This is a genomic window from Bradyrhizobium sp. cf659, assembly GCF_900113725.1.
Taxonomy (GTDB): domain Bacteria; phylum Pseudomonadota; class Alphaproteobacteria; order Rhizobiales; family Xanthobacteraceae; genus Bradyrhizobium.
The window spans coordinates 47,546-73,173 of sequence record NZ_FOQJ01000004.1; the positions used below are offsets into that span (position 1 = coordinate 47,546).

Genomic DNA, 25,628 nt, shown 5'->3' on the forward strand with positions numbered 1-25,628 from the left:
CGATGACACCGAGAAATTGGCCCGGTCCCCTCACATCCGCAGCAACGCCTGCCGGTCGATCTTCCCCGTGCCCGTCTTCGGCAGTTCGTCGATGAAGATCACCTCGCGTGGATATTTGTAGGGAAGCAGCTTGCCCTTGACGTAATCCTGTAGCCGCCGTGTCGCTTCGCTTTGGTCGGCGGCGCGGCTATTCATCACCACCACCGCCTTCAGCGTCATGCGACGGTCGGGCAGCTCAGCGGCGAACACCGCGCATTCGCGGATGTCGGGGTGGTCGGCGAGGCACAGCTCGACCTCGAGCGGATAGACCCACTGGCCGGAGATCTTGATGAGATCGTCGGCGCGGCCGCGGAAGAAGTGGAAGCCGTCGGCATCGCGCACAAAGCGGTCGCCGGTATAGATCCAGCCGCCCTCGCGGATGGTCTCGGCGGACTTGTCCGGCCGGTTCCAGTACAGCGGCGTGTTGGAATCGCCGCGCACCCACAAGATGCCTTCCTCGTCGTCGCCGACCTCGCTTCCGTCCTTGTCGCGCAGTGCGACCTCGTAGCCGGGCACGCGCAGGCCCGCGGCGCCGAGCTTCTTCCGTTCGGGGCGGTTGGAGAGATAGATGTGCAGCACCTCGGTCGAGCCGAGGCCTTCGACGATTTCGAGCCCCGTGAGCGTCTTCCAGCCGTTGAAGACGTCGGCCGAGAGCACTTCGGCCGCGGAGAGCGCCATGCGCAGCGACGAGAAGTTCGTCTGTTGCGCGCCCTCGGCCTTGGTCAGGGAGGTGTAAAGCGTCGGCAGGCCGAAGAAGACCGTCGGCCCGTACTGCTCGATCGCCGCGAAGATCGTTGCCGGCTTCGGCTGTCCCGGCAGCAGCAGCGTCGTCGCGCCGACCGAGAACGGGAAGGTGACGGAGTTGCCGAAACCGTAGGCGAAGAAGATCTTCGGCACCGAGAAGCAGATGTCGTCGGGCGTCAGCTTCAGCACGTTCTGCGCGAAGGCCATCTCGCTATAGGCCATGTCGTGCTGGAGATGCACGATGCCCTTGGGCCGGCCGGTCGAGCCGGAGGAGTACATCCAGAACGCCATCTCGTTGCGATTTGTGTCCGCTTCCGCCAGCTCGGCCGGGAATTGCGCAAGCCAACCTGCCGCCGCGACCGCCGCAGGCGCAGCATGCTCGCCCGTTTCGCCATTGACGACGACCAGCATGCGCAGGCTCGTGTCCTTGCACGCCTCCGCATTGAAGCGTGCGCAGAATTCGGACTCGGCCACCGCGACGGTCGCGCCGGAATCGGCGAGATAGAATTGCAGGAGATCCGGCGGCGTCAGCGTGTTGATCAGGAGCGGCACGAGGCCGGCGCGCACCGCGCCGAAGAAGGAGGCGGGATAAGCTGGCGTGTCGTCGAGGAACAACAGCACGCGGTCGCCGCGTTTCAGCCCGAGTGAGATGAACCCGTTGCCCCAGCGGCAAGCCTCCGCGCAGAGCTCGGCATAACTGCGCGTGCCCGCCGGCCCGATGAGCGCGAGCTTGTCGCCATATCCCCTGGCGAGATTGTCGAACAGCACGCGGCTGGCGTTGTAGGTTTGCGGAACGGCAAAGCCGATCTCGCGTGCGCCCGCGCTGTCCGCGGGCACCTGGTCGCGAATCTCGTTGCTCATGCCGCGTCTCCGCTGGTCCTCTCGGCCTCGTAACGCGCCATGAAGGCCGGCGACATCGCCCGCAGCCGGGAATCGTCGATGCGGCCGGAGCGGGTGATGTAGCTGTAGGCAAAATCCATCAGGTCGAGCTGCATGTGCTGGGCAAAGTTCTCGTACCAGGAGGCGCTGGTTCGTGCGGCGTCGACGAGCTTCTGCACGACCGGTTTGCGCGCGGCCTGGTAGCGTTGCAGCGCGGTCGAAAGATGCGCATCCGACTCCAGGGCCTTGACCAGTGCGATCGCGTCCTCGATCGCGAGCCGCGTGCCGGAGCCGATCGAGAAATGCGCCGAGTGCAGGGCGTCGCCGATCAGCACCATGTTCTTGAACGACCAGTGCTCGTTCCAGACCCAGGGGAAATTGCGCCACACCGATTTGTTGGAGACGAGGCAGTGGCCGCCGAGCGTATCCGCAAACACCTCCTCGCAGACGCCCTTGGACTGCTCGACGTCCTTGTAGGCGAAACCATAAGCCTGCCAGGTGGCGTGGTCGCACTCGACCAGGAAGGTGCTCATGGTCGACGAATAGCGGTAGTGGTGGGCGTTGAAGGCGCCGCGGTCGGTCTTGACGAAGGTCTGCGACAGCGTGTCGAACCGCCTCGAGGTGCCGTACCAGACGAACTTGTTCGAGGAATAGGACAGCGAGGTGCCGAAATCGCCCTCGAAGGCGCGGCGCACCAGCGAATTCAGCCCGTCGGCGGCGACGATCAGGTCGTGGCCGTTGAGCTGGTCGATTCCGAGAATTTGCGTGTCGAAGCGCGGCGCGACGCCGGCATTGAGCGCGCGCTGTTGAAGGAACTGCAAAAGCTCGAGCCGCCCGATCGAGGAGAAGCCGACCCCGTCGATGGCGACGCTGCCACCACGCAGGTTGAGCGTGATGTTCTCCCAGCTCTCCATGTGCGGCGCGATCGCGTCGACCGTCTCGGGGTCGTCGGCGCGCAGGAACTCCAGGGCCTGGTCGGAGAACACGACGCCAAAGCCCCAGGTCGCGTCGGCCGGGTTCTGTTCGAACAGGTCGACTTGATCCTCGGGGTGACGCTTCTTCCAGAGATAGGCGAAGTAGAGCCCGCCGGGCCCCCCGCCAATCACGGCGATCCGCAACGTCTGCCTCCCTAATTGACAGTATACTTACTATCTAGGGGTAGACTAATGTGCTCCGGCGGCCGGCGCCAGCGGAATTATTGGCCGGGCATGCCACGCCGAAACCCGCTTCCGGACACGCGCTTTACGTGCGTCCGAAACCGTTAGGCGCGAACCATAGCCAAAGCGCGCCGGCTTGGCCACCCGGGGATCAGACGCAGCGCTTCACGTAGACCCCGTTCACCAGCACCCTGGTGCAGCGGACCACTGGAACCGGCTTGCGGACCACGACGGCGGCGTTCGGCCCGGCGCAACCGGCACGATAGACGCCGCGGGCGCACACGACCGCGTTGGCATCGGTGGCCTCGATCGTCATGGTCGCCCCGAAGGCGAGGAGCGCAGAAGCAACGAGCAGCAATGAACGCATGTTGTCCTCTCTGTCTTGTCGTGATCGAAATCGATATCCGCAAAGATTTGTCGCGGCAGGCGTGCGAAAATTCACTCGCGCACGCCGCCGATCAGTGTCGTGCGCCTTGGCGCGTCGGCGTGCGCTGCCTTTATCGCGCCGCGAATGGCGCCAGCACTTCCTTGCACGCGGGCGACAGCGAGGCGGCATTGCTGGAGATGCATTGCACGATGCGGCCGCCGCCGGGCGCAACGCCGGCGCACAGCGTGCGGATGTCGGCGCCGCAGGCCGATCGGACGATGAACAGCTCCTCACGCGGCCGCAGCGGGCGCAGAACGATCACGGCTGGCGCGGCCGCCGGTGCTGCCGCCGCTGCAGGTGCCGCGCCCGCAGGCGCTGCCGTTGTTGCCGCACCGCCGCCGGCCGCGGCGCTCAGGGCCTTCTCGCAGGCGGGCGAAACCTTGGCCTTGTTCTTCTCCAGGCATTCGAGCGCGGGGGCGCCGCCCGGCGGCACGCCGGCGCAGACCTTGGGATAGTCAGCGCGGCACGCGCTCTTGACCGCAGCAACCTGCGCGCTGCTCGGCTGCTTGGCGGCAGCTGCCTTTGGCGCCGGTGCGGCGGCAGGCTTTTCAGCGGGGGCCGATTCAGCCTTCGGCGCCGCAGGCGCCGTCTCCGTCTTGGACTCCGCCTTGGGAGCAGCTTCGCTCTTCGGTGCGGCGGGAGCGGCTTCGGTCTTCGGAGCCGCAGCGGGCTCCACCGCGCGAACCGCGGTCTGGCATCCTGGCGACAGGCTGGACATGTTCTTCGCCAGACATTGATACGCCTCCACGCCGCCGGGCGTGACGCTCGCGCAGTGCGCCATGAAGTCCGAACTGCATGCGGACCGCATGGCGCTCTTCTGCGCGTCGGTCGGTGCTTGCGCGAAGGCGCCTGTTGCAGTTGCGAAGAGCGCTGCCGCGAGCAACGCCGTGCGCGTTGATGCATGTTTCAACGTGTTGAACATCTGGGTGAATTCCTGCCCTGTCGGGAGTGCCGACGGTTTTCAAATGTGATGCAAGCGCAATCGTCGCGAGTGATGTCTCGCGCGCGATATCTTTGGACGCTTTGGCCTCTACCGCAAGTAGATAATGCCGGCGCAATTGCGACGTAACTAGAGCATGATCCGGAAAAGTGTGCAGCGGTTTTCCCTCGCGACAAACGCGGAACGCGTTTGCGCGGAGATCATGCTCAAACAATACGTCGTCAGAGCTTGACCATGCGCTTGCCGCGGTTCTCGCCGGCGAGCAATCCGATCAGCGCTTTCGGCGTGTTCGCGAGGCCGTCGATGATGTCCTCCTGCACCTTCAGCTTGCCGGATTTGACCCAGCCCTGGAGATCGGCGAGCGCACGCTGGCTGTCCTTCATGTAGTCCATCACGATGAAGCCCTGCATGACCAGCCGCTTCACCACGATCAGGCCGGGCACGCCGCGCGGACCGTGCGCCGATGGCGCGCCATCATATTGCGAGATCGCGCCGCAGCAGGCGATGCGGCCGTAATTGTTCATTTGCGGCAGGCAGGCTTCCAGAATGTCGCCGCCGACATTGTCGAAATAGACGTCGATGCCTTTTGGCGCGGCCGCGCGCAGGGCCTTGAACACCGCGCCGTCCTTGTAGTCGACGGCGGCATCGAAGCCGAGCTCGGAGGTCAGCCAGTTGCACTTGTCGGCGCCGCCGGCGATGCCGATCACGCGACATCCCTTGATCTTGGCGATCTGCCCGACGATCGACCCGACCGAGCCCGCCGCCGCGGAGACCACGACGGTCTCGCCCTCCTTGGGCTTGCCGATCTCCAGCAGGCCGAAATAGGCGGTGAGGCCGGCGATGCCGAACACGCTGAGCAGATGCGTCATCGGCTCGAGCTTCGGCATCTTGGTGAGATGCTTGGCCGGCACCGCGGCAAACTCCTGCCAGCCGGTGTCGCCGAACACGATGTCACCGGCAGCCAAGCCCGGCGCCTTCGCGCTGACGACCTCGGCGATGGCGCCGCCGGCCATCACGCTGTTCGCCTCGACGGCTGAACGATAGGTGGCGCCATGCATCCAGGCGCGGTTGGCGGCGTCGAGCGAGATGTAACGCACGCGCAGCAAAGCCTCGCCGTCCTTCGGCTCCGGCATCGCGCCATCGACCATCTTGAAATGCTCGGGGCCGAGCTTGCCGCTGGGCTTTTCCACCAAAAGAATCTGGCGATTGATGTTGCCGCTCATGGCGTTTCCCTCTTCGTTTGTTTGACGATTATTGATGCAGCCGCCGCAAAGAAAACGTGCAGGCCGCATTCGTTGTGCGCTGCATGAAGGCTAGATCGCGGGGAGCAGTTTCACAACGGGAACATCCGGCCAACGCGGCCACCCGCCAAGCGTGTTGCGCAGCCGTCATATCTGCGACATCATGAAGCGCCGGTGTATGTGGGGGTAAGCAATGTCGAACAGGTTTACGCAATACATTTTGGGCGCGATGGTGCTGGGCATCATCATGGGCTCGGCGATCTACAACTTCCTGCCAGATACGCGCGCCGACTGGGCCTCGTCCATCAACCTGATCGCCATGATGTTCCTGCGCCTGATCAAGATGATCATCGCGCCGCTGGTGTTCGCGACCCTGGTCGGCGGCATCGCCCATATGGGCTCGGGCTCCAAGCTCGGTCGCATCTTCGCCAAGACCATGGGCTGGTTCATCAGCGCCTCCTTCGTGTCGCTGCTGCTCGGCCTCGTGATGGTCAACCTGCTCCAGCCCGGCGCGAACTTCCCCGGCACGCTGCCTGCGGCAGGCCAATCGACCGGCCTGCCGGTCTCGGCCTTCTCCATCGAGAAATTCCTGACCCATCTGATCCCGACCTCGATCGCGGATGCGATGGCGCAGAACGAAATCCTCCAGATCGTGATCTTCGCCGTGTTCTTCTCGGTGGCGATGGGCGCGATGCCCGAGCGCTCCAAGCCGATCCTGGCGCTGATCGACGATATCGGCCACATCATGCTCAAGGTGACGAGCTATGTGATGCTGTTCGCGCCGCTCGCGGTGTGGGCCGCGATCACCGCGACGGTGGCCAAGAACGGCCTGCTGGTGCTCTGGAAGCTCGTCGTGTTCATGGGCGGCTTCTATCTCTCGCTGGCGATCCTGTGGACCATCCTGGTGATCGTCGGCTTCATCGTGATCGGGCCGCGCTACAGTCATCTCCTGAAGCTGATCCGCGAGCCGCTGATGATCGCGTTCTCGACCGCGAGCTCGGAAGCGGCCTATCCGAAGACGCTGGAGGGCCTCAACCGCTTCGGCGCCTCCTCGCGGATCTCGAGCTTCGTGCTGCCGCTCGGCTATTCCTTCAACCTCGACGGCACGATGATGTACTGCACCTTCGCGAGCGTCTTCATCGCGCAGAGCTATCACATCGACATGCCGCTCGGCACGCAGCTCGCGATGCTGGCGACGCTGATGATCACTTCCAAGGGCGTCGCCGGCGTGCCGCGCGCCTCCCTCGTCGTGATCGCCTCGACGCTGGCGCAGTTCAACATCCCCGAGGCCGGCCTGCTCATGATCATGGGCATCGACACCTTCCTCGACATGGGCCGCAGCGCCACCAACGTGATCGGCAACACGCTCGCGACCTCGGTCGTGGCGAAGTGGGAAGGCGAGCTTGGGCCCGAGCATGCGATGGGGCCCGGCGACGCCGTGCCTGATGACATGGTGCCGGGCGAAGTGCCCGCCATGGCCGGCCATGGTTAGGAGCACATCATGGGCCAGACACTGACAAGGTCAGTGATCGGCGGCTGCCTGTGGCTCGCGGCATCGTTGCTCGCGACCACCGCGTCCGCCCAGACCGGGAGCGAAGGGCTCAGCCCGACGCTGTCGGCGATCAAGAAAGCGCATGTCGTGCGGCTCGGCTATCGCGAGAGCTCGCCGCCGTTCTCCTTCCTCGACCAGTCGGGTCGTCCGATCGGCTACAGCCTCGAGCTTTGCGAGGCCATCGTCGAGGAGATCGGCGTCGAGGTCGATGATCCCAATCTCAAGATCGACTACGTCAAGGTCACCTCGGACGACCGCATCGACGCCGTGCTCCAGAACAAGATCGACCTGGAATGCGGCTCGACCACGGCCAATGCCGAGCGCGCCAAGCGTGTCGCGTTCTCTCCCCTGATGTTCGTCGCCGGTACCAAGCTGATGGTGCCGAAGGCGTCAAAGGTCCAGTCGTTGACCGATCTGAAGGGCAAGACCGTGGTGGTGACCAAGGGCACCACCAACGAGCAGGCGATCCAGGCGGCCGACAAGAAGTCCTCGCTCGGGTTGAACATCGTCACCTCGCCGGATCACGAGCAGTCGTATCAGATGCTCGTCGACGGCAAGGCCGATGCGTTTGCGACCGACGACATCCTGCTCTCCGGCCTGATCGCGCGCCACAAGGCGCAGGACAAGTACCGCGTCACCGGCGACTATTTATCCTACGACCCCTACGGCATCATGTTCAGGAAAGGCGAGCCGCAATTGTCGGCCGTGGTCGAGCGCACCTTCCGCAAGCTCGGCTCCAACCGCGACCTCGTCCCGCTCTACAACAAATGGTTCACCGCCAGGCTTCCGACCGGCGAACGGCTGAACGTGCCGATCTCGCTGCAACTCGAGGAAGCCTTCAAGGCGATGGACGATTCGGCGAGCGCGAATAACTAGCGCTTACTTTCCTTCTCCCCTTGTGAGAGAAGGTGGCGCGAAGCGCCGGATGAGGGGTTCTATCCTCGAATGCTGCTGCGTGAGGTATGCTCGCGGAGAGAGACCCCTCACCCGGCTCGCCGCTAAGGCGGCGAGCCACCCTCTCCCACAAGGGGAGAGGGTGCAGTGTGCCTGTGGCTGCTAATTTTTGCCAAGCACCCGGTCCAGCGCCGCGTCATACGTCGCCTGCACCAGCTCCGGATGCAGCTTTGCCAGTGCTTCCATCATCACGCCGGAATTGATCTCGAGCACGCGCCACGCTCCATCCGCGCGCACCACGTCGATCGAGGCGAAGGCGATGCCGATGGCCTTGGCGGCGTCGACGGCGAGCCTCACGCATGCCGCGTGCACCTCGCCATTCTCGATCAGCACCGGCCGCGCGCCGGCGTCGAGATTGTGCCGCCAGTTCAGGATGCGCCGTTTGCCCTTCGGGACGATCGCATTGACGTCGCGCGTTTCGAGCTCGCGGAGCTGCCTGTCGTGTCCTGCCGCGATCGCCAGCTCGCGCAACGTATGCGCCCCGTCGCCGACGACCGACGGCCGATCCTTGCGGTAGACGATCATCGGCTTGCGATCGAGCAGGATCACGCGGACCTCTTCCTCGATCTCGACATAAGGCGCGATCACGAGGCCGAGGCTCGACGAAAAGACCTCGCTGACGGCGCGATCGAGCTCGGCAGCATTCGTCACCTTGAACACGGCACGTCCCGAGGTGCCCTCGTTCGGCTTCACCACCACGCCTTGCGGATGCTGCGCCAGCAGGGCCAGCATCGCGTCACGCCAACCGGGGCCGGCGATTTGCGCGCCCATGCTCGGGTTGAGGAAGAGATGATGAGGAATGCAGGGCACGCCCTCGAGTGTCAGCGCCTCGGCCGTCGCCGACTTGTCGTTGGCGAGGCGATGCGCGATGGCGCTGTTGAGGCCGATGTCGTAGCCGAAGGCGAAGTGGCGCGCCTCGCCCCGGCGCATCGCGATCAGCCAGCCGCCGGAGCGGATGTCGACGGCAATGCCATGGCGGGCGCAATAGCGCCTGATCGTCTGGACGAAGATGCGTTCGCTGCTGGCCATGGGTCTCGATCATTCCTGTCGCCAAAAGCCGCAAAAATGCGGGGATCGGCGCCAGGCCGGGGTGAAAATCAGAGCTATTCTTAATGAAATTCTCGCGGGCGCGACGGAAATTAAGTGCTGCCATCGAGCCCGAAAGGGAAAAGAAATTGCCCTCCGCGCGCACCGCGCAGCAGATTCATTAATGACGCGGCCAATTCCGCTGCAAATGCCGGTTTGATCGGCATCAATTGCATCCGAAACGAGGTTGATTATTGGTCTCAATGGCGTAGATCACACACGCGAAATCCTCCGCCATGGCAATGGTGTCCGCCCCGCTTTCAGGGCCGGGCAATGCTTTTGCCCTAAAACCGCAATTATTCGGAATATCGAAAATCATGAGCGCGTTTTACCGAGAGAAGGTTCTTTCCGTCCAGCACTGGACCGACACGCTGTTCAGCTTCCGCGCCACGCGCGATACCGGCTTCCGCTTCCAGAACGGCCAGTTCGCGATGATCGGCCTCGAGGTCGACGGCCGTCCGCTGCTGCGCGCCTACAGCATGGCGAGCGCCAACCACGAGGAAGAGCTCGAGTTCTTCTCGATCAAGGTTCAGGACGGCCCGCTGACCTCCCGCCTCCAGAAGATCAAGGAAGGCGACACCATCCTGGTCGGCCGCAAGGCGACCGGTACGCTGATCACCGACAACCTCATCCCGGGCAAGCGGCTGATGCTGCTCTCGACCGGGACGGGCCTCGCGCCATTCGCGAGCCTGATCAAGGACCCCGACGTCTACGACCAGTTCGAGACCATCGTGCTGGTGCATGGCTGCCGCCAGGTCTCCGAGCTCGCCTATGGCGAGAAGCTCGTCGCCAATCTGCGCGAGGACGAGTTGTTCGGGGAGCTGCTCGCGGACAAGCTCGTCTACTACCCGACCGTGACCCGCGAGCCGTTCCGCAATCGCGGCCGCATCACCGACCTCATCAGCTCCGAGCAGATCTTCAACGACATCGGGCAGGGCCCGCTCGACATCGCAACCGACCGCATCATGATGTGCGGCAGCCCGGCGATGCTGGAAGAGCTGAAGGTGATGTTCGAAGGCCGCGACTTCGTCGAGGGCAGCGGCAACAAGCCCGGCCATTTCGTGATCGAGAAGGCGTTCGTCGAGCGGTAAGTTCTGTTGAAGGGGCGCGATCCCGTGTCCCATTCAACTCGTCGTCCCGGACAAGCGTAGCGAAGCGGAGCGCCGATCCGGGATCCATAACCACAGGACGTGGTTTGGCGAAGACTCGGAGTGACAGCTTTCTCAGCCACGAAATCCTGTGGTTATAGGTCCCGGGTCTGCGCTTACGCTTGCCCGGGACGACAGCTGAACCTGTGGAAACGCGTCTGCGCTCCATGGGCAGCCGGTTAAGGCCCACTGGCCCGGCCGCCCCACTATTCCCGTCCCCTACCTCTCTGCTGCAGCGCAATAGCCCGTCCTCTCGGCGGATTGATTTGCCTCGGCCGAATTCGCTAGCCTGAAACAAGGGCCGCGTCATATCCGTATGACAGGCGCGGGCGTATCGTACCGCCTCAAGCCGGCGAGAGGATGGGAATCGTGGCCGACGAAAATAGCAAAGCGCCAAAATCGAAGCGTGGGCCCTTGGAAGAGGGGGCCATGGAAACCCTGCTGATTCCATTCTCGCCGCGCTTCATCGTGCTGACGATCTGCGCGGTCGTCACCGCGCTCCTGATCGGCTTCGGCATCGCCGACCGCAAGATCTTCGACATCTTGCTGATCCCGATCCTGATCTTCGGCGCCCTGACGCTGCTCGGCGTCCGCGACCTGCTCCAGAAGAGCCATGCGGTGCTGCGCAACTACCCGATCTCGGCGCACATCCGCTTCCTGCTCGAAGAGATCCGCCCCGAGATGCGGCAGTATTTCTTCGAGAGCGAGAAGGACGGCATGCCGTTCTCGCGCGACACCCGCGCGGTGGTCTATCAGCGCGCCAAGATGCAGCTCGACAAGCGTCCGTTCGGCACCCAGGAGGACGTCTACCGCGAGGGCTATGAGTGGATGCATCACTCGGTGTCGCCGAAGGAGCATGCCGAGGAGAAGTTTCGCGTTGTCGTCGGCGGACCGGACTGCAAGAAGCCTTACTCGGCCTCGGTGTTCAACATCTCGGCGATGAGCTTTGGCGCGCTCAGCCCGAACGCGGTGCGTGCGCTGAATGCCGGTGCGAAGAAGGGCGGCTTTGCCCATGACACCGGCGAAGGCGGCTTCAGCCCCTATCACCGCGAGATGGGCGGCGACATCATCTGGGAGATCGGCTCCGGCTATTTCGGCTGCCGTCACCTCGACGGCTCGTTCGATCCCGAGGCGTTCGCGCGTGTCGCCGGCGAAGACCAGATCAAGATGGTCGAGCTCAAGATCAGCCAGGGTGCCAAGCCCGGCCATGGCGGCGTGCTGCCGGCGGCGAAGGTCTCGGAGGAGATTTCCAAGATCCGCGGCGTGTCCATGGGCGAAGACTGCATCTCGCCGGCCTCGCACCGCGCCTTCTCGACGCCGACAGGCATGATGCAGTTCATCGCGGAGATGCGTCGCCTCTCCGGCGGCAAGCCGGCCGGATTCAAGCTGTGCATCGGTCATCCCTGGGAATTCCTGGCGATCTGCAAGGCGATGCTGGAGACCGGCATCTATCCCGATTTCATCGTCGTCGACGGCAACGAGGGCGGCACCGGTGCGGCGCCGCTGGAGTTCATGGACCATCTCGGCATGCCGATGCGCGAGGGCGTCAGCTTCGTCCATAACGCGCTGATCGGCATCAATGCGCGCGACCGCATCAAGCTCGGCGCCTCCGGCAAGATCGCCACTGCGTTCGACATGGCGCGGGCGATGGCGATCGGCGCCGACTGGTGCAATTCGGCGCGCGGCTTCATGTTCTCGCTCGGCTGCATCCAGTCGCTGAGCTGCCATACCGACCGTTGCCCGACCGGTGTCGCGACGCAGGATCCGACGCGGGCGCGCGCGCTCTACGTGCCGCTCAAGATCGACCGCGTGCACAATTACCACCATGCGACGCTGCACTCGCTGACCGAGCTGATCGCCGCGGCCGGTCTCGAGCATCCCCGGCAGCTGCGCCCGATCCACTTCAGCCAACGGATGTCGACGACCCAGGTGCAATCTTTCGCGCAGCTCTATCCGGCGCTGCGTCCGGGCGAACTGCTCGAAGGCACGGAAGACCCGCGCTTCCGCGACGCCTGGCGGATGGCGCGGGCGGAGACGTTCCAGCCGGCGCTGTGAGGCGCCGGTCGCGGTATGATGCAGTCGCGCGCGGCCATAAAATTGTCTCGAGCAGAGCGTGGGCTTGACGTCTGATTCAACTTTGGGTGTAGATTCATCCCATGGACGAGCGACGCAACAAAGCCAGACATCGCGTGCTGAAGGCCGGAACGATCGAGTTCGGCGGCGGCGCGATCGACTGCATCGTCCGCAATTTCTCGGACACCGGCGCAGCTCTCGACGTCACCAGCCCGGTCGGCATTCCCGAACACTTCACCCTGTTCATCCAGGCCGACGGAAAGCATCTGGCGTGCACCGTGGTCTGGCGCAAGGAAAAGCGGATCGGTGTGAAGTTCGGGTAGGGGATCTGTTAGGCCTGAGCGCGCGCTCCACCCTCCGACGTCGTCCTGGACAAGCGTCAGCGCAGATCCAGACCCATACCGCGTGATCCATCGATTGCGGTTGGTGGTAGTACCGAACACCCAGTCTTCGCCAAACGGCTTCCTGCGAGTATGGCCGGATCGGCGCGCGCTTGAGGCGCGCTTGTCCGGGACGATGAGTGGAGATTGGCGCGACAGCATGCGCCACTTCACACGAGCGCGTGCTCACGCCGCCGCCTGCTCCCCCTGGCGGCTCGCCAGAATCTTGTCGATCCTTCTTCCGTCGAGATCGACCACTTCGATGTGCCAGCCGCCGAGGTCGAAGGCGTCGCCGACATTGGGCAGCACGTTGAATTGTTGCAGTACGAGGCCCGCCACGGTGTAGAAGCGGTGATGCGGCGGCAGCTCGATGCCGAGCAGCTCGCCGAATTCGTCGACCGGCATCCAGCCGGCGACCAGCAGCGATTCGTCGGCTCGCTTGACATAGGCCGGCTCCGGCGGGCCTTCCTCGGAATGGAACGCGCCGACGATCGATTCCAGAATGTCGGCCGCGGTGACCACGCCTTCGAAGGCGCCATACTCGTCATAGACGAAACCGACATGGACCGGAGCAACCCTCAGGATCGCGAGCACGTCGCGGGCATCCGCTGAAGCGGGAATGCTTGGCGCTTCGCGGACAAGCGCCCGCAGATCGGGCGTGCGTTCGTTCATGAACGCGACCAGCAGGTCCTTGGCCTGGAGCACGCCGATCGGCTTGTCACGATCGCCGTCGGACGCCGGAAAGCGCGAATGCGGGCTCTTTGCGATGATCTCCTGAATGGCTTGCGGTGCGTCGTTCAGGTCGATCTCGTCGACCTCGGTGCGCGGCGTCATGACGGCGCCGACCGGCCGGTCGCCGAGCCGCATCACGCCGGCGATCATCTCCTTCTCGCCGGGTTCGAGCACGCCGGCGTTTTCGGCTTCGCTGACGAGGTGATGGATCTCGTCCTCCGAGACCTTCTCCTCGGCCTTGCCGCCGCGGCCGAGCAGCGTGAGGATCAGCTTGCCGGAGAGATCGAGCAGGAAGACGAGCGGCAGTGAAATCCGCGCCAGCACGTGCATCGCGGGCGCGACCTTGACCGCGATGCTCTCGGGATCACGCAGCGCCACCTGCTTCGGCACCAGCTCGCCGACGATCAGTGTGGCGTAGGTGATGACCGTGACGACGATGCCGACGCCGACGATGTCGGCAATGCCGGCGGACAGGCCGAGCCCGACCAGCCACTGCGTCAGCCGCTGCCCGAGCGTCGCGCCGGAGAACGCACCCGAGAGCACGCCGACCAGCGTGATGCCGATCTGCACCGTCGAGAGGAATTTGCCGGGATCGGCCGCCAGCGTCAGCGCCCGCTCGGCGCCGCGCACGCCCTTGGCAGCGAGCAGCGAGAGGCGGGCCGGGCGGGACGAAACCACGGCCAGCTCGGACATGGAGAGCAGGCCGTTGATGACGATCAGGACGACGACGATAACGAGTTCGACCGAGAGCATTGATGTTCCGGAGGTAAGCGAGTGCGGCCGGATGGCGGCGCAAGCATTGATATAGGTATTTCGCGGGGAAAATCCCGGCAATTCTGTCGCATCTGGCACCAGGGGAACCCGGCGATGACAGCGTTCGGGAGACCCGCGCGGTCCATGGCACTCCGCGGAACTACGGGCCGATGCTTAACGGGCTCTTAGTGGCCGCCAGCTAGGTTTTCGACATTTGTAGGAATGTATTCGGGGGACCTAAGGATGCGGATCGGGAAGCTCTTCGCGCTGTCGATGCTGACGGTGACGGTTTTTGCAGTCATCCTCGGCGCCGAGGTGCTGATACCCCAGGCGCGCATCTTCACGAACCGATCCGACGCGATCAAGACGGTCGACGCTTTTGGTGCGACCCTGATGGTCAGCCAGCAAGTCGCCGGCCTTCGTGCCCCCTACATCGGACCCATCTTCCAGGAAGCCGCTGCGACGCAGGCCCAGATCGACGCTGCCGCGAAGGCCGCGAAAGCCGCCGAGACCGCCTTCGAGGGCGCAAGGCGGGCAATCATGGTGCTGGATGACGGCGGAGCGATTGCCGAGAATCTCGACCGTGCCGCGCGGCGGCTGAAGGAGATCCACGCCGCGGCAGATCGCGCGATGAGCGTTCCGCTGGCGGCGCGCGACAGCGCCGCGATCAAGGGTTTCCTGCCCGGTGTTGCCGAGGTGCTCGCCAATATCGAGCCGGTCATGAACCGGCTCGAGGCGAAGGTCGTCAATGCCGATTCCTCGCTTGCGGCGTTGCTGAACCTGGCGCGGACGGCGCAGGATCTGCGCGTCTCGGCCGGCAGCCGCGCCGCCACGCTGTCGCCGGCGCTGAGCACGCGCCGACCGCTCACGGCGGCCGAGTTCTCGCTGATGGATCGTATGCAGGGGCGCGTCGAGGCCGACCGCGAGCGCATCGAGGCCGGTATCGACCAGCTCGGAAACCCGCCCCGCATCGCCACCGCGCTGAAGGCGGCGACGGACTCCTATTTCGGGAAAGCAGCGGTCGTCGTGGACAAGGAAATGCCCGCGGCCCGCAGCGACGGCAAGTACGGCGTCAACGCCGAGGAGCTGGCCGGTGTCATCGTGCCGGCCATCCAGATGTTCTACGGCGTGCGCGACGCCGCGCTGGCCGAAGCTGCCGAGCGCGCCGCGTCCGCGCGCGATGGCGCGCTGGCGATGCTCGCCCTCGCGGGCGTGGCGGTGCTGGCGCTGCTCGGGACGCTCGGTGGCGTGACCATGATGCTGCGCAGCCGCGTGGTGACGCCGCTCAGCCGGCTCGCGGACGTGATCGGGACGCTCGCCGCCGGACAGCATGAAGTCGAGATCCCCGCGACGGGCCGCAACGACGAGATCGGCCAGGTGGCGGGCTCGCTGCGGCACTTCAAGGATTCGCTCGTCGCCAAGAAGGCCGCCGACGAGGCGGCCGCGGTCGAAGCCGAGGCGAGGCTCCGTCGCGGCCAGCGCGTGGACCAGATCGCGCGCGACTTCGAAGCCATGATCGGCAACGTCATCAACACCGTCGCGTCGGCATCTTCGGAGCTGGAGGCCTCGGCGGGAACGCTGACGAGCACGGCTGATCAATCGGAAAAGGTCACTGCGACCGTCGCGGCTGCGTCCGAGCAGGCCTCCACCAACGTGCAGACCGTTGCCGCGGCGGCGGAGGAAATGGCCTCGTCGGTCGACGAGATCAGCCGGCAGGTCCAGGACTCCGCGCGTGTCGCCGGCGAGGCGGTGCAGCAGGCCGGGCGGACCAACGACCATGTCGGCGAGCTGGCCAAGGCCGCCGGCCGGATCGGGGACGTCGTCGAGCTCATCAGCCAGATTGCGGGCCAGACCAATCTTCTGGCGCTGAATGCCACCATCGAGGCGGCGCGCGCCGGCGAGGCCGGCCGCGGCTTTGCCGTCGTCGCCTCCGAGGTCAAGGCGCTGGCCGAGCAGACCGCCAAGGCCACCGGCGAGATCAGCCAGCAGATCGCGGGAATCCAGACGGCGACGGAGGATTCCGTCGGCGCCATCAAGGCAATCGGCGACACCATCACCCGCATGTCCGAGATCGCGTCTGCGATCGCCTCGGCGGTCGAGGAGCAGGGCGCGGCGACGCGGGAGATTTCCCGCAACGTGCAGCAGGCGGCCCGCGGCACCCAGCTGGTCTCCGCCAGCATCGTCGACGTGCAGCGCGGCGCGAGCCAGACCGGATCGGCATCTTCGAATGTGCTCGCGGCAGCCAAATCGCTGTCGGGCGAGAGCAGCCGCCTCAAGGTCGAGGTCGGCAAGTTCCTGGACGCGATCCGGGCCGCGTAAGGGCCCATTGTGGGAGGACGCGGTTTCACCCGGAGCGTTTTCGAGCGAAGTGGATACCGGTTCGCGAGAAGAAAGCGGGTCAAAATGAGGATCTGGAGCCCCGTTCCGATTCCATCGGAACGGAAATGGCTTTAGGCTCGCAGCCCGGGGATGTCGCAGCCTCCCCGTGAAGTGGTGATCCCACGCAAGCGCTGCTCGCTGCTGCATGGAGCGAGCAATGGACGGGATCGCAATCGAGCTTCCGCTTTTCCTGTTGGCTACTTTCGCCGGCGCGTTCGTCGCCGGCCTCTCCGGCTTTGCCTTCGGCCTCGTCGCCGCATCGCTGTGGCTCTACGTGCTGACGCCGCTTCAGAGCGCCAGCCTGATCGTCGGCTTCGGCCTCCTGGTGCAGGGCTACTCGGTCTGGACGCTGCGCAGCGCGCTCGACTGGCGCCGGCTGTGGCCCTTCATCATCGGTGCCGTCGTGGGCGTGCCGGTCGGCGTGTCGCTCCTGATGTGGGCCGATCCGAAGAGCGTCCGCATCGCGGTTGGCGCGATCCTGATCGTCTACAGCCTCTATGCGTTCTTCCGGCCGCAGCTCAAGGTCGCGACCATCGTGCCGCCGGCCGCCGACGTGACGGTGGGTTTCGTCAACGGCCTGCTTGGCGGGCTGACCGGCCTCGCCGGCATCGTCATCACCATCTGGTGCAATCTGCGCGGCCTGCCCAAGGACGTTCAGCGCGCAACGTTCCAGCCGGTCGCCGTCGTGGTGTTCGCCATGGCGGCGCTTCTGCTGGGCGCCAGGGGAGCGCTCACGCTCGAGACGGCAAAGCTGTTCGCGCTCGGCCTGCCGTTCCTGTTCGCCGGCACGTGGCTCGGGCTGAAGCTGTTCGGCCGGATCGACGAGACCACGTTCCGCAAGATCGTGCTCGCGCTGCTGTTCGTCTCCGGCGTCGCGCTGCTGTTCTGAGCCGCGATCAGAACTCGCCGTGGAGGCGCCCGGAGAACACCGACACCGGGCCACGATCCGCGTTGTAGGCCGGATTGACGATGAGCTGGTAGTCGGCGGTGAAGGTGAGCGCCTTGTTCAGCGCGTAGGCGTAATAGGTCTCGAGGATATGCTCCTTGCGGTAGTTGAGCGCGCCGTCACCGATCAGCACGCCGAGCCCGCCGGCGGCAAGGAAGTCGCGATAGTCCTGGGAGATTGCGTTGACGGCGCCGCCGATGCCGATCACGTCGTCGGGCCGGCCCCATTTCGTACCCTTGATCGACAGTCCGCCGGACAGGCTGCGGTTGATGTCGGTGAAGGCGAGCGTTTCACTCTTGCCGTCGTTCCAGCTCCAGCGGCCGAACAGTCCGACGTCGTCGGTGATCGCCTGCTCGAGGTTGACGACATAGCCGACCTTGAGGCGGCCGCGCCGGGTCTGTGCGATGTCGAGGTTGAGCGCGGGATTGTCCAGCGTCTCGCGGAAGCTGCCCATATTGGCGCTGTCGACCCAGCCCATGGTCCTGAGCTTGCCGGGTTGGCCGAACAGCGAGAAGCGGGTCTCCAGCTCGAGCACGTACTGGCCGCGCTCCCCGACCTTGGTGTCGAAGTGATTCGAATTGGGCTCCGCGACCATCAGGAAATAGCCGCCGCGCAGCGCCCATTGCTTCTGGTTCAATTCGGCGGTGACGCCATAGGTGAGGCCGACCTTGTCGGCGGAATAGTCGAAGGCGCCCGGCGCCCACAGCGACCAGTTCATGAAATCCTTGCGGGTGTCCTTGGCGTAGGCATTGCCGTCGAACACGTCGACCACCGCAAACTTGCCGGCCTGCACGGTGAGCCTGGAAACGTCGACCTTCTGGCCGAGTTGCAACTGGCCGCTCGCGAGCTCTTCCTGCTCGCCACCGAAGCCGAAGGTCTGACGCACGAACAGGCGCGAGGTGTTGTAGTGCGGATAGGGGAAGTTCGACTTCTGCGCCTCGCCGTTGGGGAAGCCGGCCGCGCCGACCGTGTCGTTCAGTCCAAATCCCTGGAGCAGCTCGGGATTGTAATAGACCTCGCCGCCGTCCCACAGCTTCGCGTTCAGGAACAGGCTGTTGCTCCAGGTCGCCTTGGCCTGCGCCGACGGCGAGAGAGAGTTCGTTCCGCTGTAGAGAGCGGGAAACGACGGATAGCCTTGCGGCAGATAGGTGCTCTGACCGTGAATCTCCCAGCGATCCGATTCCGTGTCGATCAGGGAGCTCTTCGGATTGTAGCTCGGCATGCCCGGCCAATCGACCTTGCGGTTGAGGCCGAGCCTGACCTGCTGGAAGTCGAGCGACGAGGAGGTGTATTGGGCCCCCGTGGAGAAGGCGACGTTGGCGCCGTCGAAGCGGCTATAGAGATATTCGAGCCGTGCGCTCCAATGCGGTGCGAAGCCGTATTCGACGCCGGCACCCGCGATCCAGCCGGGGCGCGTGTTCAGGATCTTCGGGACTTCGGCGCCGGAGGCAGGCGTGTCGAAATAGCGCTCGCCCATCCAGGCGAAGCCGCCGGTGGCATAGACGAGCCATGGACCGCTGGTGTAGCCGACGCGGCCGCGCAGGCTGGCGGTGTAGTCCCATTGCTGCGTGACGGTGTTGGCGGGTGTCGCCAGGAAGGAAACGATCGAGTTCGAGGTGATGTAGTTGGGAAACGAAAAATCGCCCTCGACGCCGACGAGCCAGCCGGAATTGAGCCGGTAATTGTAGCCGGCCTGCACGCCGCCGATCATGCCGCTGAACACGCCGCTGTCGTTGATCGCGGTGCCGTCGTTCAGCGCGAAGCGGGACGAACCGTGGCCATAGCCGGCATGCGCGCCGATGTAGAGGCCGGTCCAGTCATAGACTGCCTTCAAGGCCGGTGCCTTCAGCGGCAGGTCGGCCGCGCGGCCGGCGGCGGGAAAAGCCAGCACGCCCGAGGCAATCGCCGCGGCCGTTCGCAAGTACCGGTGTCGGTGACCTCTCAACGTCAAAACGCACGCCCCCAAAACGCGAATGTATCCCATCCGCCGCAACCGACATCCCTGCCGATTCGCGGCGATCCTGTCACCAGGTTCCGGTTGGTCACGCGATCGGCCGAGATGATCTCGATTCGACGCGATTTCTTCCCAAGTCCCCGTGCCTGCTGCAAACCTTATTGCGATTAATTCGCAATAGCAACTAGTGCGGATTGCCGCAGGTGATGGTTCGCACCGCTGTGTGACGCGACTGCAACAAATTCTCAGGTCCAAAAATGGTTGACCCCGCCCGGGGGGACAGCCGGGCGGGGTCGGGGGCACGACACGGGGTGGATGAGGCGCCCGTGTCGGACGCGGGATCCACGTGAGATCGGCCTCAGGTACTCAAATCAGTAGCAGCTGCGAACGCGGCCAATGTACTGGCCGAAGGCGTTGTACTGGGCGACCCAGCCGCAGCGGTGATAGCCGTAGTAATAGGGGTCGTTGCTGGCGGCGATCGCGGAGCCGACCACAGCGGCGGTGGCGATGCCGGCACCCACACCCCAGACCCAGCCGGGCTGCTTGGCTTCGGCCGAGGAGGTGGTGGACACGATGCTGCCGGTGACGGCGAGGGCAGCGAGAGCTGCGGCGGCAATCTTGGTCTTGATCGACATGTGAAACTCCATCCGGGTTGAGGCGGTCCGTTGTGGCCCGCGTGCCCAGTTGGACGGAGGCTCCGCGCGTCCGGTTCGAAGACGGCCGATGCGACCCCGGGTTGAGGTTCTTTCCTCAATGATTTCAGGAAGATGATGGCTAGCCGAGAGGGCCCTTGGCGAGCCTGTTCACGTCGAAGTTATCGACTTCAGTGAGCAGCTCGCAGAAGGCGCGCGCACCTTGATCCAACAATTGCTCGCCCTTCTCAGGAACGGCCAGCGTCGCATTGCCGATGGCGCCGCTGGCGTTCAGATCCTGCGCCTGCCAGGCGAATGGCGCGGGCCGCTGTGTCGACAGCCAGCGATACTGCGTCTCCATCGCGACGCTGCTCGCGGGAAAATCCGCGATCGCATCCTTGCGTACCTGGTCGGGATAGCGCGCCAGCATGATCGAGGTCTCGACCGCGCCGCCATGAATGCCGTGGCGCACCTCCTCGGCCGGGAACAATCTGTCCGCGCCCGACAGCCGCGACCAGGACGTCGTCACCACGAACAGCTTGTGATGCGCGCGCAGATCCTGCGCGACCAGCATCATCGCCGCGCTGTTGCCGCCATGGCTGGTGATGATGACGAGCTTCTTCACCCCGCGACGCGCGACCTCCTCGCCGATCGCGGTCCATCGCTTCAGCGCCACATCGGTCGGCAGCGTCTGCGTGCCCGGATAGTCGATATGCTCGGTGGAGATCCCGACCGGTTCAACCGGCAGGAAACTGGCCGGAACGCTTTCGGGCAAAAGCTCGCGCACGCGCGCGAGATAGGCGTCGGCGATCAGCACGTCGGTTGCGAGCGGCAGATGCGGGCCGTGCTGCTCGGTTGCCGCCAGCGGCAGCACCGCGATCCAGCGCGCCGCGTCCATTGGACCGGCATCGGCCCAGCGGATCTCGGTCCAGTCGCGGGACGGCGTCATCAAGTTTTCCTTGGAGGTTTCTTTGCCCGAATTTGTCACGTAATTTGGGGTATGGAGGGGACGCGGGCCTGGCCGGCTCGCGTCCCCGATGTCTTGCGCTTTTATCGCGTTGGACTGGCATCGGCCAGCCACGATCGACGGAGTCCCATCATGAGCCCTTCTCATCTGCGGCGAGCGTTAACGGCGGGCTTGATGGCCGCTTTGGTCTCGGTCGTCCCGGCGCGCGCCGAGACCCTGGACAAGGTCACCTTCGGCACCAACTGGGTCGCCGAGGCCGAGCATGGCGGCTTCTTCCAGGCGGTCGCCGACGGCACCTATAAAAAGTACGGGCTCGACGTCACCATCGTCCCCGGCGGTCCCAACGAGAACAACCGGATGCTGCTGATCGCCGGCAAGATCGACTTCTTCATGGCCGCGAACACGCTGATGTCGTTCGACGCGATCGCCAACAACGTCCCCGTCGTCACCATCGCCGCGGTCTTCCAGAAGGATCCGCAGGTGATGCTGACGCAGCCGGACGCCAAGGTCGCGAAGATCGAGGACCTCAAGCCGCTGACCTTGTTCGTCTCCAAGGAAGGCATGAGCAGCTACTTCCAGTGGCTGAAGTCCGAATACGGCTTCAACGAGAAGAACGTCCGGCCCTACAATTTCAATCCGCAGCCCTTCATCGCCAATCCCAAGAGCGCGATGCAGGGCTACGTCACCTCCGAGCCCTTCGCGGTCGAGAAGGCCGCCGGCTTCAAGCCGAACGTGCTGCTGCTCGCCGATTACGGCTTCAACACCTACTCGACCCTGATCGAGACCCGCCGCGACATCGCCGAGAAGAAGCCCGATCTGGTGCAGCGCTTCGTCGATGCCTCCATGATCGGCTGGTACAATTACATCTACCGCGACAATTCCGCCGGCAATGCCATGATCAAGAAGCTCAATCCCGAGATGACCGACGATCTGCTGGCCTATTCCGTCGCCAAGATGAAGGAACACGGCATCGTTGATTCCGGCGAGTCGCTCAAGAACGGCATCGGCGCCATGAGCGACGAGCGCTACACCTCCTTCTTCAACAAGATGGTGAAGGCGGGCGTGGTGAAGCCCGATCTCGATTTCCGCAAGTCCTACACGCTGCGCTTCGTCAACAAGGGCGTCGGCGTCGAGCTGCGCCCGACCAAGCCGTAACGCATGCCGAGATCAAGGCGAGATGTGTCCGCATCGTTCACCTCTCCCCGATGGGGAGAGGCGAAGGACGCCCGAAACGCGGTAGCCTACCCTCAATGGTAGAGCGCAAAACCTCGTCCGGGGTCGAGGCCAGCCTGACGGCACTCGCCGTCAGCCTGCGCGGCGTGACGAAGGTCTATGACAACGGCGTCGTGGCGCTCGGGCCGCTCGACCTCGCCGTGCGCAAGGGCGAGTTCATCTCGCTGCTGGGGCCGTCGGGTTGCGGCAAGTCGACCGCGCTGCGGCTGATCGCGGAGCTCAGCGCGCCGTCGTCAGGCATCGTGCGGATGGCGCGTCACGACGGACCTGCACAGCCGGGTCACGGCATCGGCTTCGTGTTTCAGGAGCCGACCCTGATGCCCTGGACCAGCGTGCGCGAGAACGTGCGGCTGCCCTTGAAGCTCGCAGGCGTGGCGAAGGCGGAGGCGCGCACGCGCGCCGACGACGCGCTGGCGAGCGTCGGGCTTGCCGATTTCGCCGACGCCTATCCGCGCGAGCTGTCCGGCGGCATGAAGATGCGGGTCTCGCTGGCGCGCGCGCTCGTCACCGACCCTGATATCCTCCTGATGGACGAGCCGTTCGCGGCGCTCGACGAGATCACGCGCTTCCGCCTCAACAACGATTTGCTCGCGCTGTGGCGCAGCCTGCGCAAGACCGTCATCTTCGTCACCCATTCGGTGTTCGAATCCGTCTATCTGTCGCAGCGCGTGGTGGTCATGACGGCGCGGCCCGGCCGGATCCAGGCCGACATCCGCATCGAGACGGTCGAGCCGCGGACTGAGGAGTTTCGCACCTCGGCCGCCTATTCGGATTACTGCCGGCGCGTGTCGGCCGCGCTGGCGCCGTCCTATTCGGGGCAACCGGTGCTATGAGCGCGCAGCCCTCCGTCACCGCGAGGCCCTCGGGCGCGCACCGCGCGGTGCGCTTCGTGCTTCCCGTCATCGTGCTTGCGGCCGGGCTTCTCGCCTGGGAACTCGTGGTCCGCATCAGGGAGATCCCGCCTTACGTGCTGCCGGCGCCCTCCGTCATCGTCCTGACGCTGATCAAGGACTGGGCGGTGCTGTCACAATCGCTCGCCACCACGCTTCTGACCACGCTGGAAGGATTTGTGGCGGCGAGCCTCGGCGGTATCGCGCTGGCGCTGTTGTTCAACCAGTCGAAATGGGTGGAATATTCGCTGTTCCCCTACGCCGTCGTGCTCCAGGTGACGCCTGTGATCGCGATTGCACCACTGCTCCTGATCTATCTGGAGCAGCAGACCGCGGTCGTCGTCTGCGCCTTCATCGTCGCCTTCTTCCCGGTGCTCTCCAACACCACGCTCGGGCTCAATTCGGTCGATCGCAACCTCGCCGGGCTGTTCCAGCTCTATGGCGCCTCGCCACCACAAACCCTGCGCTTCCTGAAGCTGCCGGCGGCGCTGCCCTATATCCTCGGCGGCCTACGCATCGCCGGCGGGCTGTCGCTGATCGGCGCTGTCGTGGCCGAGATCGCGGCGGGAACGGCCGGCGCCGGCTCCGGGCTCGCCTACAGGATCGCCGAGTCAGGCTACCGATTGAACATACCCCGCATGTTCGCCGCGCTGCTGTTGTTGTCGCTGGCCGGGATTGTCATCTATGGGGTGCTGGCGCTAGTTTCCCACCTCGTTTTACGGCGCTGGCATGAAAGCGCGCTTGGAAAGGAAAACTGATGACCGCCGGTTCGATTTCGTCCGAAAAGATCGACCTTCTGATCTATGGGCCGGTGCGGCCGATCCTCGAGAACGGTTTTTCCGATCATTTCGTCGTGCACAAGGCCGAGACGCGAGGCGACCTCGAGCGGTTGACGCCCGCGATCCGTGAAAAGATCCGCGGCGTGGCGGTGACCTATCACACGGTCCGCGCCGACAAGGACTCGCTGTCGCAACTGCCCAAGATCGAGATGGTGGCAAGCTTCGGCGTCGGCTACGACCATATCGACGCCAAATACGCGGCCGAGCACAACGTCATCGTCACCAACACGCCCGATGTGCTGACCGAGGAGGTCGCCGACGTTGCGATGGGCCTCCTGATCTCCACCGTGCGCGAGTTCATCAAGGCCGACCGTTACGTCCGCTCCGGGCTCTGGCAGACGCAGAACTATCCGCTCAGCGTCGGCTCGCTGCGCGATCGCAAGGTCGGCATCGTCGGCATGGGCCGGATCGGCCAGGCCATCGCGCGCCGGCTCGACGCATCGCTGGTGCCGGTGGTCTACCACTCCCGCAACCCGTCCAAGGACGTCTCCTACAAGCACTATCCCGATCTGATCGAGATGGCGAAGGCGGTGGACACCTTGATGGTGATCGTGCCCGGCGGCGTCAGCACCAACAAAATGATCAATGCCGAGGTGCTCAAGGCGCTCGGCCCGCGCGGCGTGCTGATCAATGTCGCGCGCGGCTCGGTGGTCGACGAGCCGGCGCTGGTGCAGGCGCTGAAGTCCGGCACCATCCTCGCCGCCGGCCTCGACGTGTTCGCGGCGGAGCCGAGCGTGCCGGACGAGCTCAAGAGCATGCAGAACGTCGTGCTGCTGCCGCATATCGGCTCGGCCTCGGTGGTGACGCGCAACGCGATGGACCAGCTCGTCGTCGACAATCTCAAGGCCTGGTTCGCCGGCAAGGCGCCGTTGACCCCGGTTGCGGAAACGCCGTTCAAGGGGCGCTGATGACCATTCTTCGGGTCGCTGCATTGGCCATCGCGGCATGTGTCGCCGCGGTCGGCCCTGCCTTGGCGCAGGATGCGACGAGCCTGAAGAAGACGATGCCCGGGCAATGGGAGCTCTCGACCACCGAGCGCAGCAAGACCTGCGTGGTCACCATGAAGAGCGACGCCGCGGGCCAGGGCTTCAAGCTGGAGCTGGAGCCGGCCTGCAAGACCGCGCTGCCCTTCACCAAGGACATCGTCGCCTGGAGCGTCAGGGGTCTCGACATCGTTCGCTTGCAGGATGCGACCGGTGAATCCGTGATCGACTTCACCGAGGTCGAGGCCGGCATCTTCGAGGGGCTGCGGCAGGGCGAGGGCGTCTACATCCTGCAAGACCTCGCCGCCGCCCGTTCGATGGCCAAGTCGATGGACCAGATGATCGGCGACTGGTCGATGGTGCGCGGCAACGGCCAGCCGGTCTGCGGGCTGACGCTGACCAATACCGAGGCGGGACCCGACAATTTCCAGGTCTTCCTCAAGCCGAGATGCGATGCGGCGATCGCGCAGTTCAACCCGACGCAATGGCGGCTCGAACGCGGCCAGATCATCCTGATGTCGAAATCAGGCGATGTCTGGCAGTTCGAGGCCGACGACAACGCGCAGTGGCGGCGCGTTCCCGATACCGCCGATCCCCTGATCATGCTGCGGCAGTAGGCGCGGCTGATGTACTCGGCCTGCATGGTTCGAGACGCTCGCTTTGGCGGGCTCCTCACCATAGGGACTGATATCTCGCCGCG

The 25,628-nt window shown here is 64.9% G+C and carries 22 protein-coding genes; 12 read left to right on the forward strand and 10 right to left on the reverse strand.

Features of this window, described 5'->3' with window-relative positions; translation table 11 throughout:
• Positions 1-30: 30 nt before the first annotated feature.
• From BM118_RS19340 to BM118_RS19360, 5 genes are all read right to left on the reverse strand, one after another.
• Entirely contained in the window at positions 31-1,644 is a 1,614-nt protein-coding gene (locus tag BM118_RS19340) for a benzoate-CoA ligase family protein (RefSeq protein ID WP_092187104.1), read from the reverse strand.
• Positions 1,641-2,780, reverse strand: a complete 1,140-nt coding sequence (locus BM118_RS19345; RefSeq protein WP_177234461.1) for an FAD-dependent monooxygenase — start codon at positions 2,778-2,780, stop codon at positions 1,641-1,643. The genes BM118_RS19340 and BM118_RS19345 overlap by 4 nt, the downstream gene beginning before the upstream one ends.
• Positions 2,781-2,970: 190 nt before the next feature.
• Positions 2,971-3,186 carry a hypothetical protein gene (locus BM118_RS19350; RefSeq protein WP_092187105.1) on the reverse strand — a complete coding sequence of 72 codons (216 nt, stop codon included), beginning with the start codon at positions 3,184-3,186 and terminating at the stop codon, positions 2,971-2,973.
• Positions 3,187-3,316: 130 nt separating this feature from the next.
• Positions 3,317-4,168 (reverse strand): hypothetical protein, encoded by an 852-nt coding sequence (locus tag BM118_RS19355; protein ID WP_092187106.1) that lies wholly within the window; start codon positions 4,166-4,168, stop codon positions 3,317-3,319.
• Between the two features lie 239 nt (positions 4,169-4,407).
• Positions 4,408-5,409 carry an NADP-dependent oxidoreductase gene (locus tag BM118_RS19360; protein WP_092187107.1) on the reverse strand — a complete coding sequence of 334 codons (1,002 nt, stop codon included), beginning with the start codon at positions 5,407-5,409 and terminating at the stop codon, positions 4,408-4,410.
• Between the two features lie 211 nt (positions 5,410-5,620).
• Here BM118_RS19360 and BM118_RS19365 point away from each other — a divergent pair, with 211 nt between their 5' ends.
• Together BM118_RS19365 and BM118_RS19370 are read left to right on the forward strand one after the other, a co-directional pair.
• Positions 5,621-6,919 carry a dicarboxylate/amino acid:cation symporter gene (locus tag BM118_RS19365; RefSeq protein ID WP_092187108.1) on the forward strand — a complete coding sequence of 433 codons (1,299 nt, stop codon included), beginning with the start codon at positions 5,621-5,623 and terminating at the stop codon, positions 6,917-6,919.
• A gap of 9 nt (positions 6,920-6,928) precedes the next feature.
• Complete coding sequence (locus tag BM118_RS19370) at positions 6,929-7,855, forward strand: amino acid ABC transporter substrate-binding protein (protein WP_092187109.1); 927 nt, start codon at positions 6,929-6,931, stop codon at positions 7,853-7,855.
• A 180-nt stretch (positions 7,856-8,035) separates the two neighbouring features.
• On the opposite strand, the gene BM118_RS19375 is transcribed toward BM118_RS19370, so the two are convergent.
• Positions 8,036-8,962, reverse strand: a complete 927-nt coding sequence (locus BM118_RS19375) for an ATP-grasp domain-containing protein (protein ID WP_092187110.1) — start codon at positions 8,960-8,962, stop codon at positions 8,036-8,038.
• Between the two features lie 374 nt (positions 8,963-9,336).
• Between BM118_RS19375 and BM118_RS19380 the strand changes: the two genes are divergently transcribed.
• The 3 genes from BM118_RS19380 to BM118_RS19390 all read left to right on the forward strand — a co-directional run bounded on the left by BM118_RS19380 (position 9,337) and on the right by BM118_RS19390 (position 12,563).
• Positions 9,337-10,110: a ferredoxin--NADP reductase gene (locus tag BM118_RS19380; protein ID WP_092187111.1), complete on the forward strand. Its 774-nt coding sequence runs from the start codon at positions 9,337-9,339 to the stop codon at positions 10,108-10,110.
• 486 nt (positions 10,111-10,596) lie between these two features.
• Positions 10,597-12,222, forward strand: a complete 1,626-nt coding sequence (locus BM118_RS19385) for an FMN-binding glutamate synthase family protein (RefSeq protein ID WP_092187112.1) — start codon at positions 10,597-10,599, stop codon at positions 12,220-12,222.
• A gap of 101 nt (positions 12,223-12,323) precedes the next feature.
• Complete coding sequence (locus tag BM118_RS19390) at positions 12,324-12,563, forward strand: PilZ domain-containing protein (protein ID WP_092187113.1); 240 nt, start codon at positions 12,324-12,326, stop codon at positions 12,561-12,563.
• Between the two features lie 243 nt (positions 12,564-12,806).
• Here the strand turns inward: BM118_RS19390 and BM118_RS19395 are convergent, their stop codons facing one another.
• Positions 12,807-14,105, reverse strand: a complete 1,299-nt coding sequence (locus BM118_RS19395) for a hemolysin family protein (RefSeq protein WP_092187114.1) — start codon at positions 14,103-14,105, stop codon at positions 12,807-12,809.
• Between the two features lie 243 nt (positions 14,106-14,348).
• Between BM118_RS19395 and BM118_RS19400 the strand changes: the two genes are divergently transcribed.
• Both BM118_RS19400 and BM118_RS19405 read left to right on the forward strand, forming a co-directional pair.
• Complete coding sequence (locus BM118_RS19400; protein ID WP_092187115.1) at positions 14,349-16,424, forward strand: methyl-accepting chemotaxis protein; 2,076 nt, start codon at positions 14,349-14,351, stop codon at positions 16,422-16,424.
• A gap of 217 nt (positions 16,425-16,641) precedes the next feature.
• Positions 16,642-17,373 carry a sulfite exporter TauE/SafE family protein gene (locus BM118_RS19405; protein WP_092187116.1) on the forward strand — a complete coding sequence of 244 codons (732 nt, stop codon included), beginning with the start codon at positions 16,642-16,644 and terminating at the stop codon, positions 17,371-17,373.
• Positions 17,374-17,380: 7 nt separating this feature from the next.
• Here the strand turns inward: BM118_RS19405 and BM118_RS19410 are convergent, their stop codons facing one another.
• The 3 genes from BM118_RS19410 to BM118_RS19420 form a co-directional block, all read right to left on the reverse strand.
• Positions 17,381-19,351 carry a carbohydrate porin gene (locus BM118_RS19410; RefSeq protein ID WP_177234462.1) on the reverse strand — a complete coding sequence of 657 codons (1,971 nt, stop codon included), beginning with the start codon at positions 19,349-19,351 and terminating at the stop codon, positions 17,381-17,383.
• A gap of 404 nt (positions 19,352-19,755) precedes the next feature.
• Entirely contained in the window at positions 19,756-20,019 is a 264-nt protein-coding gene (locus BM118_RS19415; RefSeq protein WP_167771575.1) for a hypothetical protein, read from the reverse strand.
• A gap of 139 nt (positions 20,020-20,158) precedes the next feature.
• Positions 20,159-20,965: a creatininase family protein gene (locus BM118_RS19420; protein WP_092187119.1), complete on the reverse strand. Its 807-nt coding sequence runs from the start codon at positions 20,963-20,965 to the stop codon at positions 20,159-20,161.
• A gap of 150 nt (positions 20,966-21,115) precedes the next feature.
• Here BM118_RS19420 and BM118_RS19425 point away from each other — a divergent pair, with 150 nt between their 5' ends.
• From BM118_RS19425 to BM118_RS19445, 5 genes are all read left to right on the forward strand, one after another.
• On the forward strand, positions 21,116-22,138 hold the full coding sequence (locus BM118_RS19425) for an ABC transporter substrate-binding protein (protein ID WP_092187120.1): 1,023 nt from the start codon (positions 21,116-21,118) through the stop codon (positions 22,136-22,138).
• A 95-nt stretch (positions 22,139-22,233) separates the two neighbouring features.
• On the forward strand, positions 22,234-23,049 hold the full coding sequence (locus BM118_RS19430) for an ABC transporter ATP-binding protein (protein ID WP_092187121.1): 816 nt from the start codon (positions 22,234-22,236) through the stop codon (positions 23,047-23,049).
• Positions 23,046-23,864, forward strand: a complete 819-nt coding sequence (locus BM118_RS19435) for an ABC transporter permease (RefSeq protein WP_092187122.1) — start codon at positions 23,046-23,048, stop codon at positions 23,862-23,864. The genes BM118_RS19430 and BM118_RS19435 overlap by 4 nt, the downstream gene beginning before the upstream one ends.
• Positions 23,864-24,853: a 2-hydroxyacid dehydrogenase gene (locus BM118_RS19440; protein ID WP_092187123.1), complete on the forward strand. Its 990-nt coding sequence runs from the start codon at positions 23,864-23,866 to the stop codon at positions 24,851-24,853. The genes BM118_RS19435 and BM118_RS19440 overlap by 1 nt, the downstream gene beginning before the upstream one ends.
• Positions 24,853-25,545, forward strand: a complete 693-nt coding sequence (locus BM118_RS19445; protein ID WP_092187124.1) for an AprI/Inh family metalloprotease inhibitor — start codon at positions 24,853-24,855, stop codon at positions 25,543-25,545. The genes BM118_RS19440 and BM118_RS19445 overlap by 1 nt, the downstream gene beginning before the upstream one ends.
• Positions 25,546-25,628: the final 83 nt, after the last annotated feature.

Bases quoted from the DNA above. Each gene is read 5' to 3' on its own strand.
- BM118_RS19365 (WP_092187108.1), top strand. From the start codon at position 5,621: ATGTCGAACAGGTTTACGCAATACATTTTGGGCGCGATGGTGCTGGGC.
- BM118_RS19390 (WP_092187113.1), top strand. From the start codon at position 12,324: ATGGACGAGCGACGCAACAAAGCCAGACATCGCGTGCTGAAGGCCGGA.
- BM118_RS19435 (WP_092187122.1), top strand. From the start codon at position 23,046: ATGAGCGCGCAGCCCTCCGTCACCGCGAGGCCCTCGGGCGCGCACCGC.
- BM118_RS19420 (WP_092187119.1), bottom strand. From the start codon at position 20,965: ATGACGCCGTCCCGCGACTGGACCGAGATCCGCTGGGCCGATGCCGGT.
- BM118_RS19445 (WP_092187124.1), top strand. From the start codon at position 24,853: ATGACCATTCTTCGGGTCGCTGCATTGGCCATCGCGGCATGTGTCGCC.
- BM118_RS19350 (WP_092187105.1), bottom strand. From the start codon at position 3,186: ATGCGTTCATTGCTGCTCGTTGCTTCTGCGCTCCTCGCCTTCGGGGCG.
- BM118_RS19370 (WP_092187109.1), top strand. From the start codon at position 6,929: ATGGGCCAGACACTGACAAGGTCAGTGATCGGCGGCTGCCTGTGGCTC.
- BM118_RS19405 (WP_092187116.1), top strand. From the start codon at position 16,642: ATGGACGGGATCGCAATCGAGCTTCCGCTTTTCCTGTTGGCTACTTTC.
- BM118_RS19395 (WP_092187114.1), bottom strand. From the start codon at position 14,105: ATGCTCTCGGTCGAACTCGTTATCGTCGTCGTCCTGATCGTCATCAAC.
- BM118_RS19340 (WP_092187104.1), bottom strand. From the start codon at position 1,644: ATGAGCAACGAGATTCGCGACCAGGTGCCCGCGGACAGCGCGGGCGCA.
- BM118_RS19375 (WP_092187110.1), bottom strand. From the start codon at position 8,962: ATGGCCAGCAGCGAACGCATCTTCGTCCAGACGATCAGGCGCTATTGC.
- BM118_RS19380 (WP_092187111.1), top strand. From the start codon at position 9,337: ATGAGCGCGTTTTACCGAGAGAAGGTTCTTTCCGTCCAGCACTGGACC.
- BM118_RS19400 (WP_092187115.1), top strand. From the start codon at position 14,349: ATGCGGATCGGGAAGCTCTTCGCGCTGTCGATGCTGACGGTGACGGTT.
- BM118_RS19415 (WP_167771575.1), bottom strand. From the start codon at position 20,019: ATGTCGATCAAGACCAAGATTGCCGCCGCAGCTCTCGCTGCCCTCGCC.
- BM118_RS19425 (WP_092187120.1), top strand. From the start codon at position 21,116: ATGAGCCCTTCTCATCTGCGGCGAGCGTTAACGGCGGGCTTGATGGCC.
- BM118_RS19360 (WP_092187107.1), bottom strand. From the start codon at position 5,409: ATGAGCGGCAACATCAATCGCCAGATTCTTTTGGTGGAAAAGCCCAGC.
- BM118_RS19355 (WP_092187106.1), bottom strand. From the start codon at position 4,168: ATGTTCAACACGTTGAAACATGCATCAACGCGCACGGCGTTGCTCGCG.
- BM118_RS19385 (WP_092187112.1), top strand. From the start codon at position 10,597: ATGGAAACCCTGCTGATTCCATTCTCGCCGCGCTTCATCGTGCTGACG.
- BM118_RS19430 (WP_092187121.1), top strand. From the start codon at position 22,234: ATGGTAGAGCGCAAAACCTCGTCCGGGGTCGAGGCCAGCCTGACGGCA.
- BM118_RS19440 (WP_092187123.1), top strand. From the start codon at position 23,864: ATGACCGCCGGTTCGATTTCGTCCGAAAAGATCGACCTTCTGATCTAT.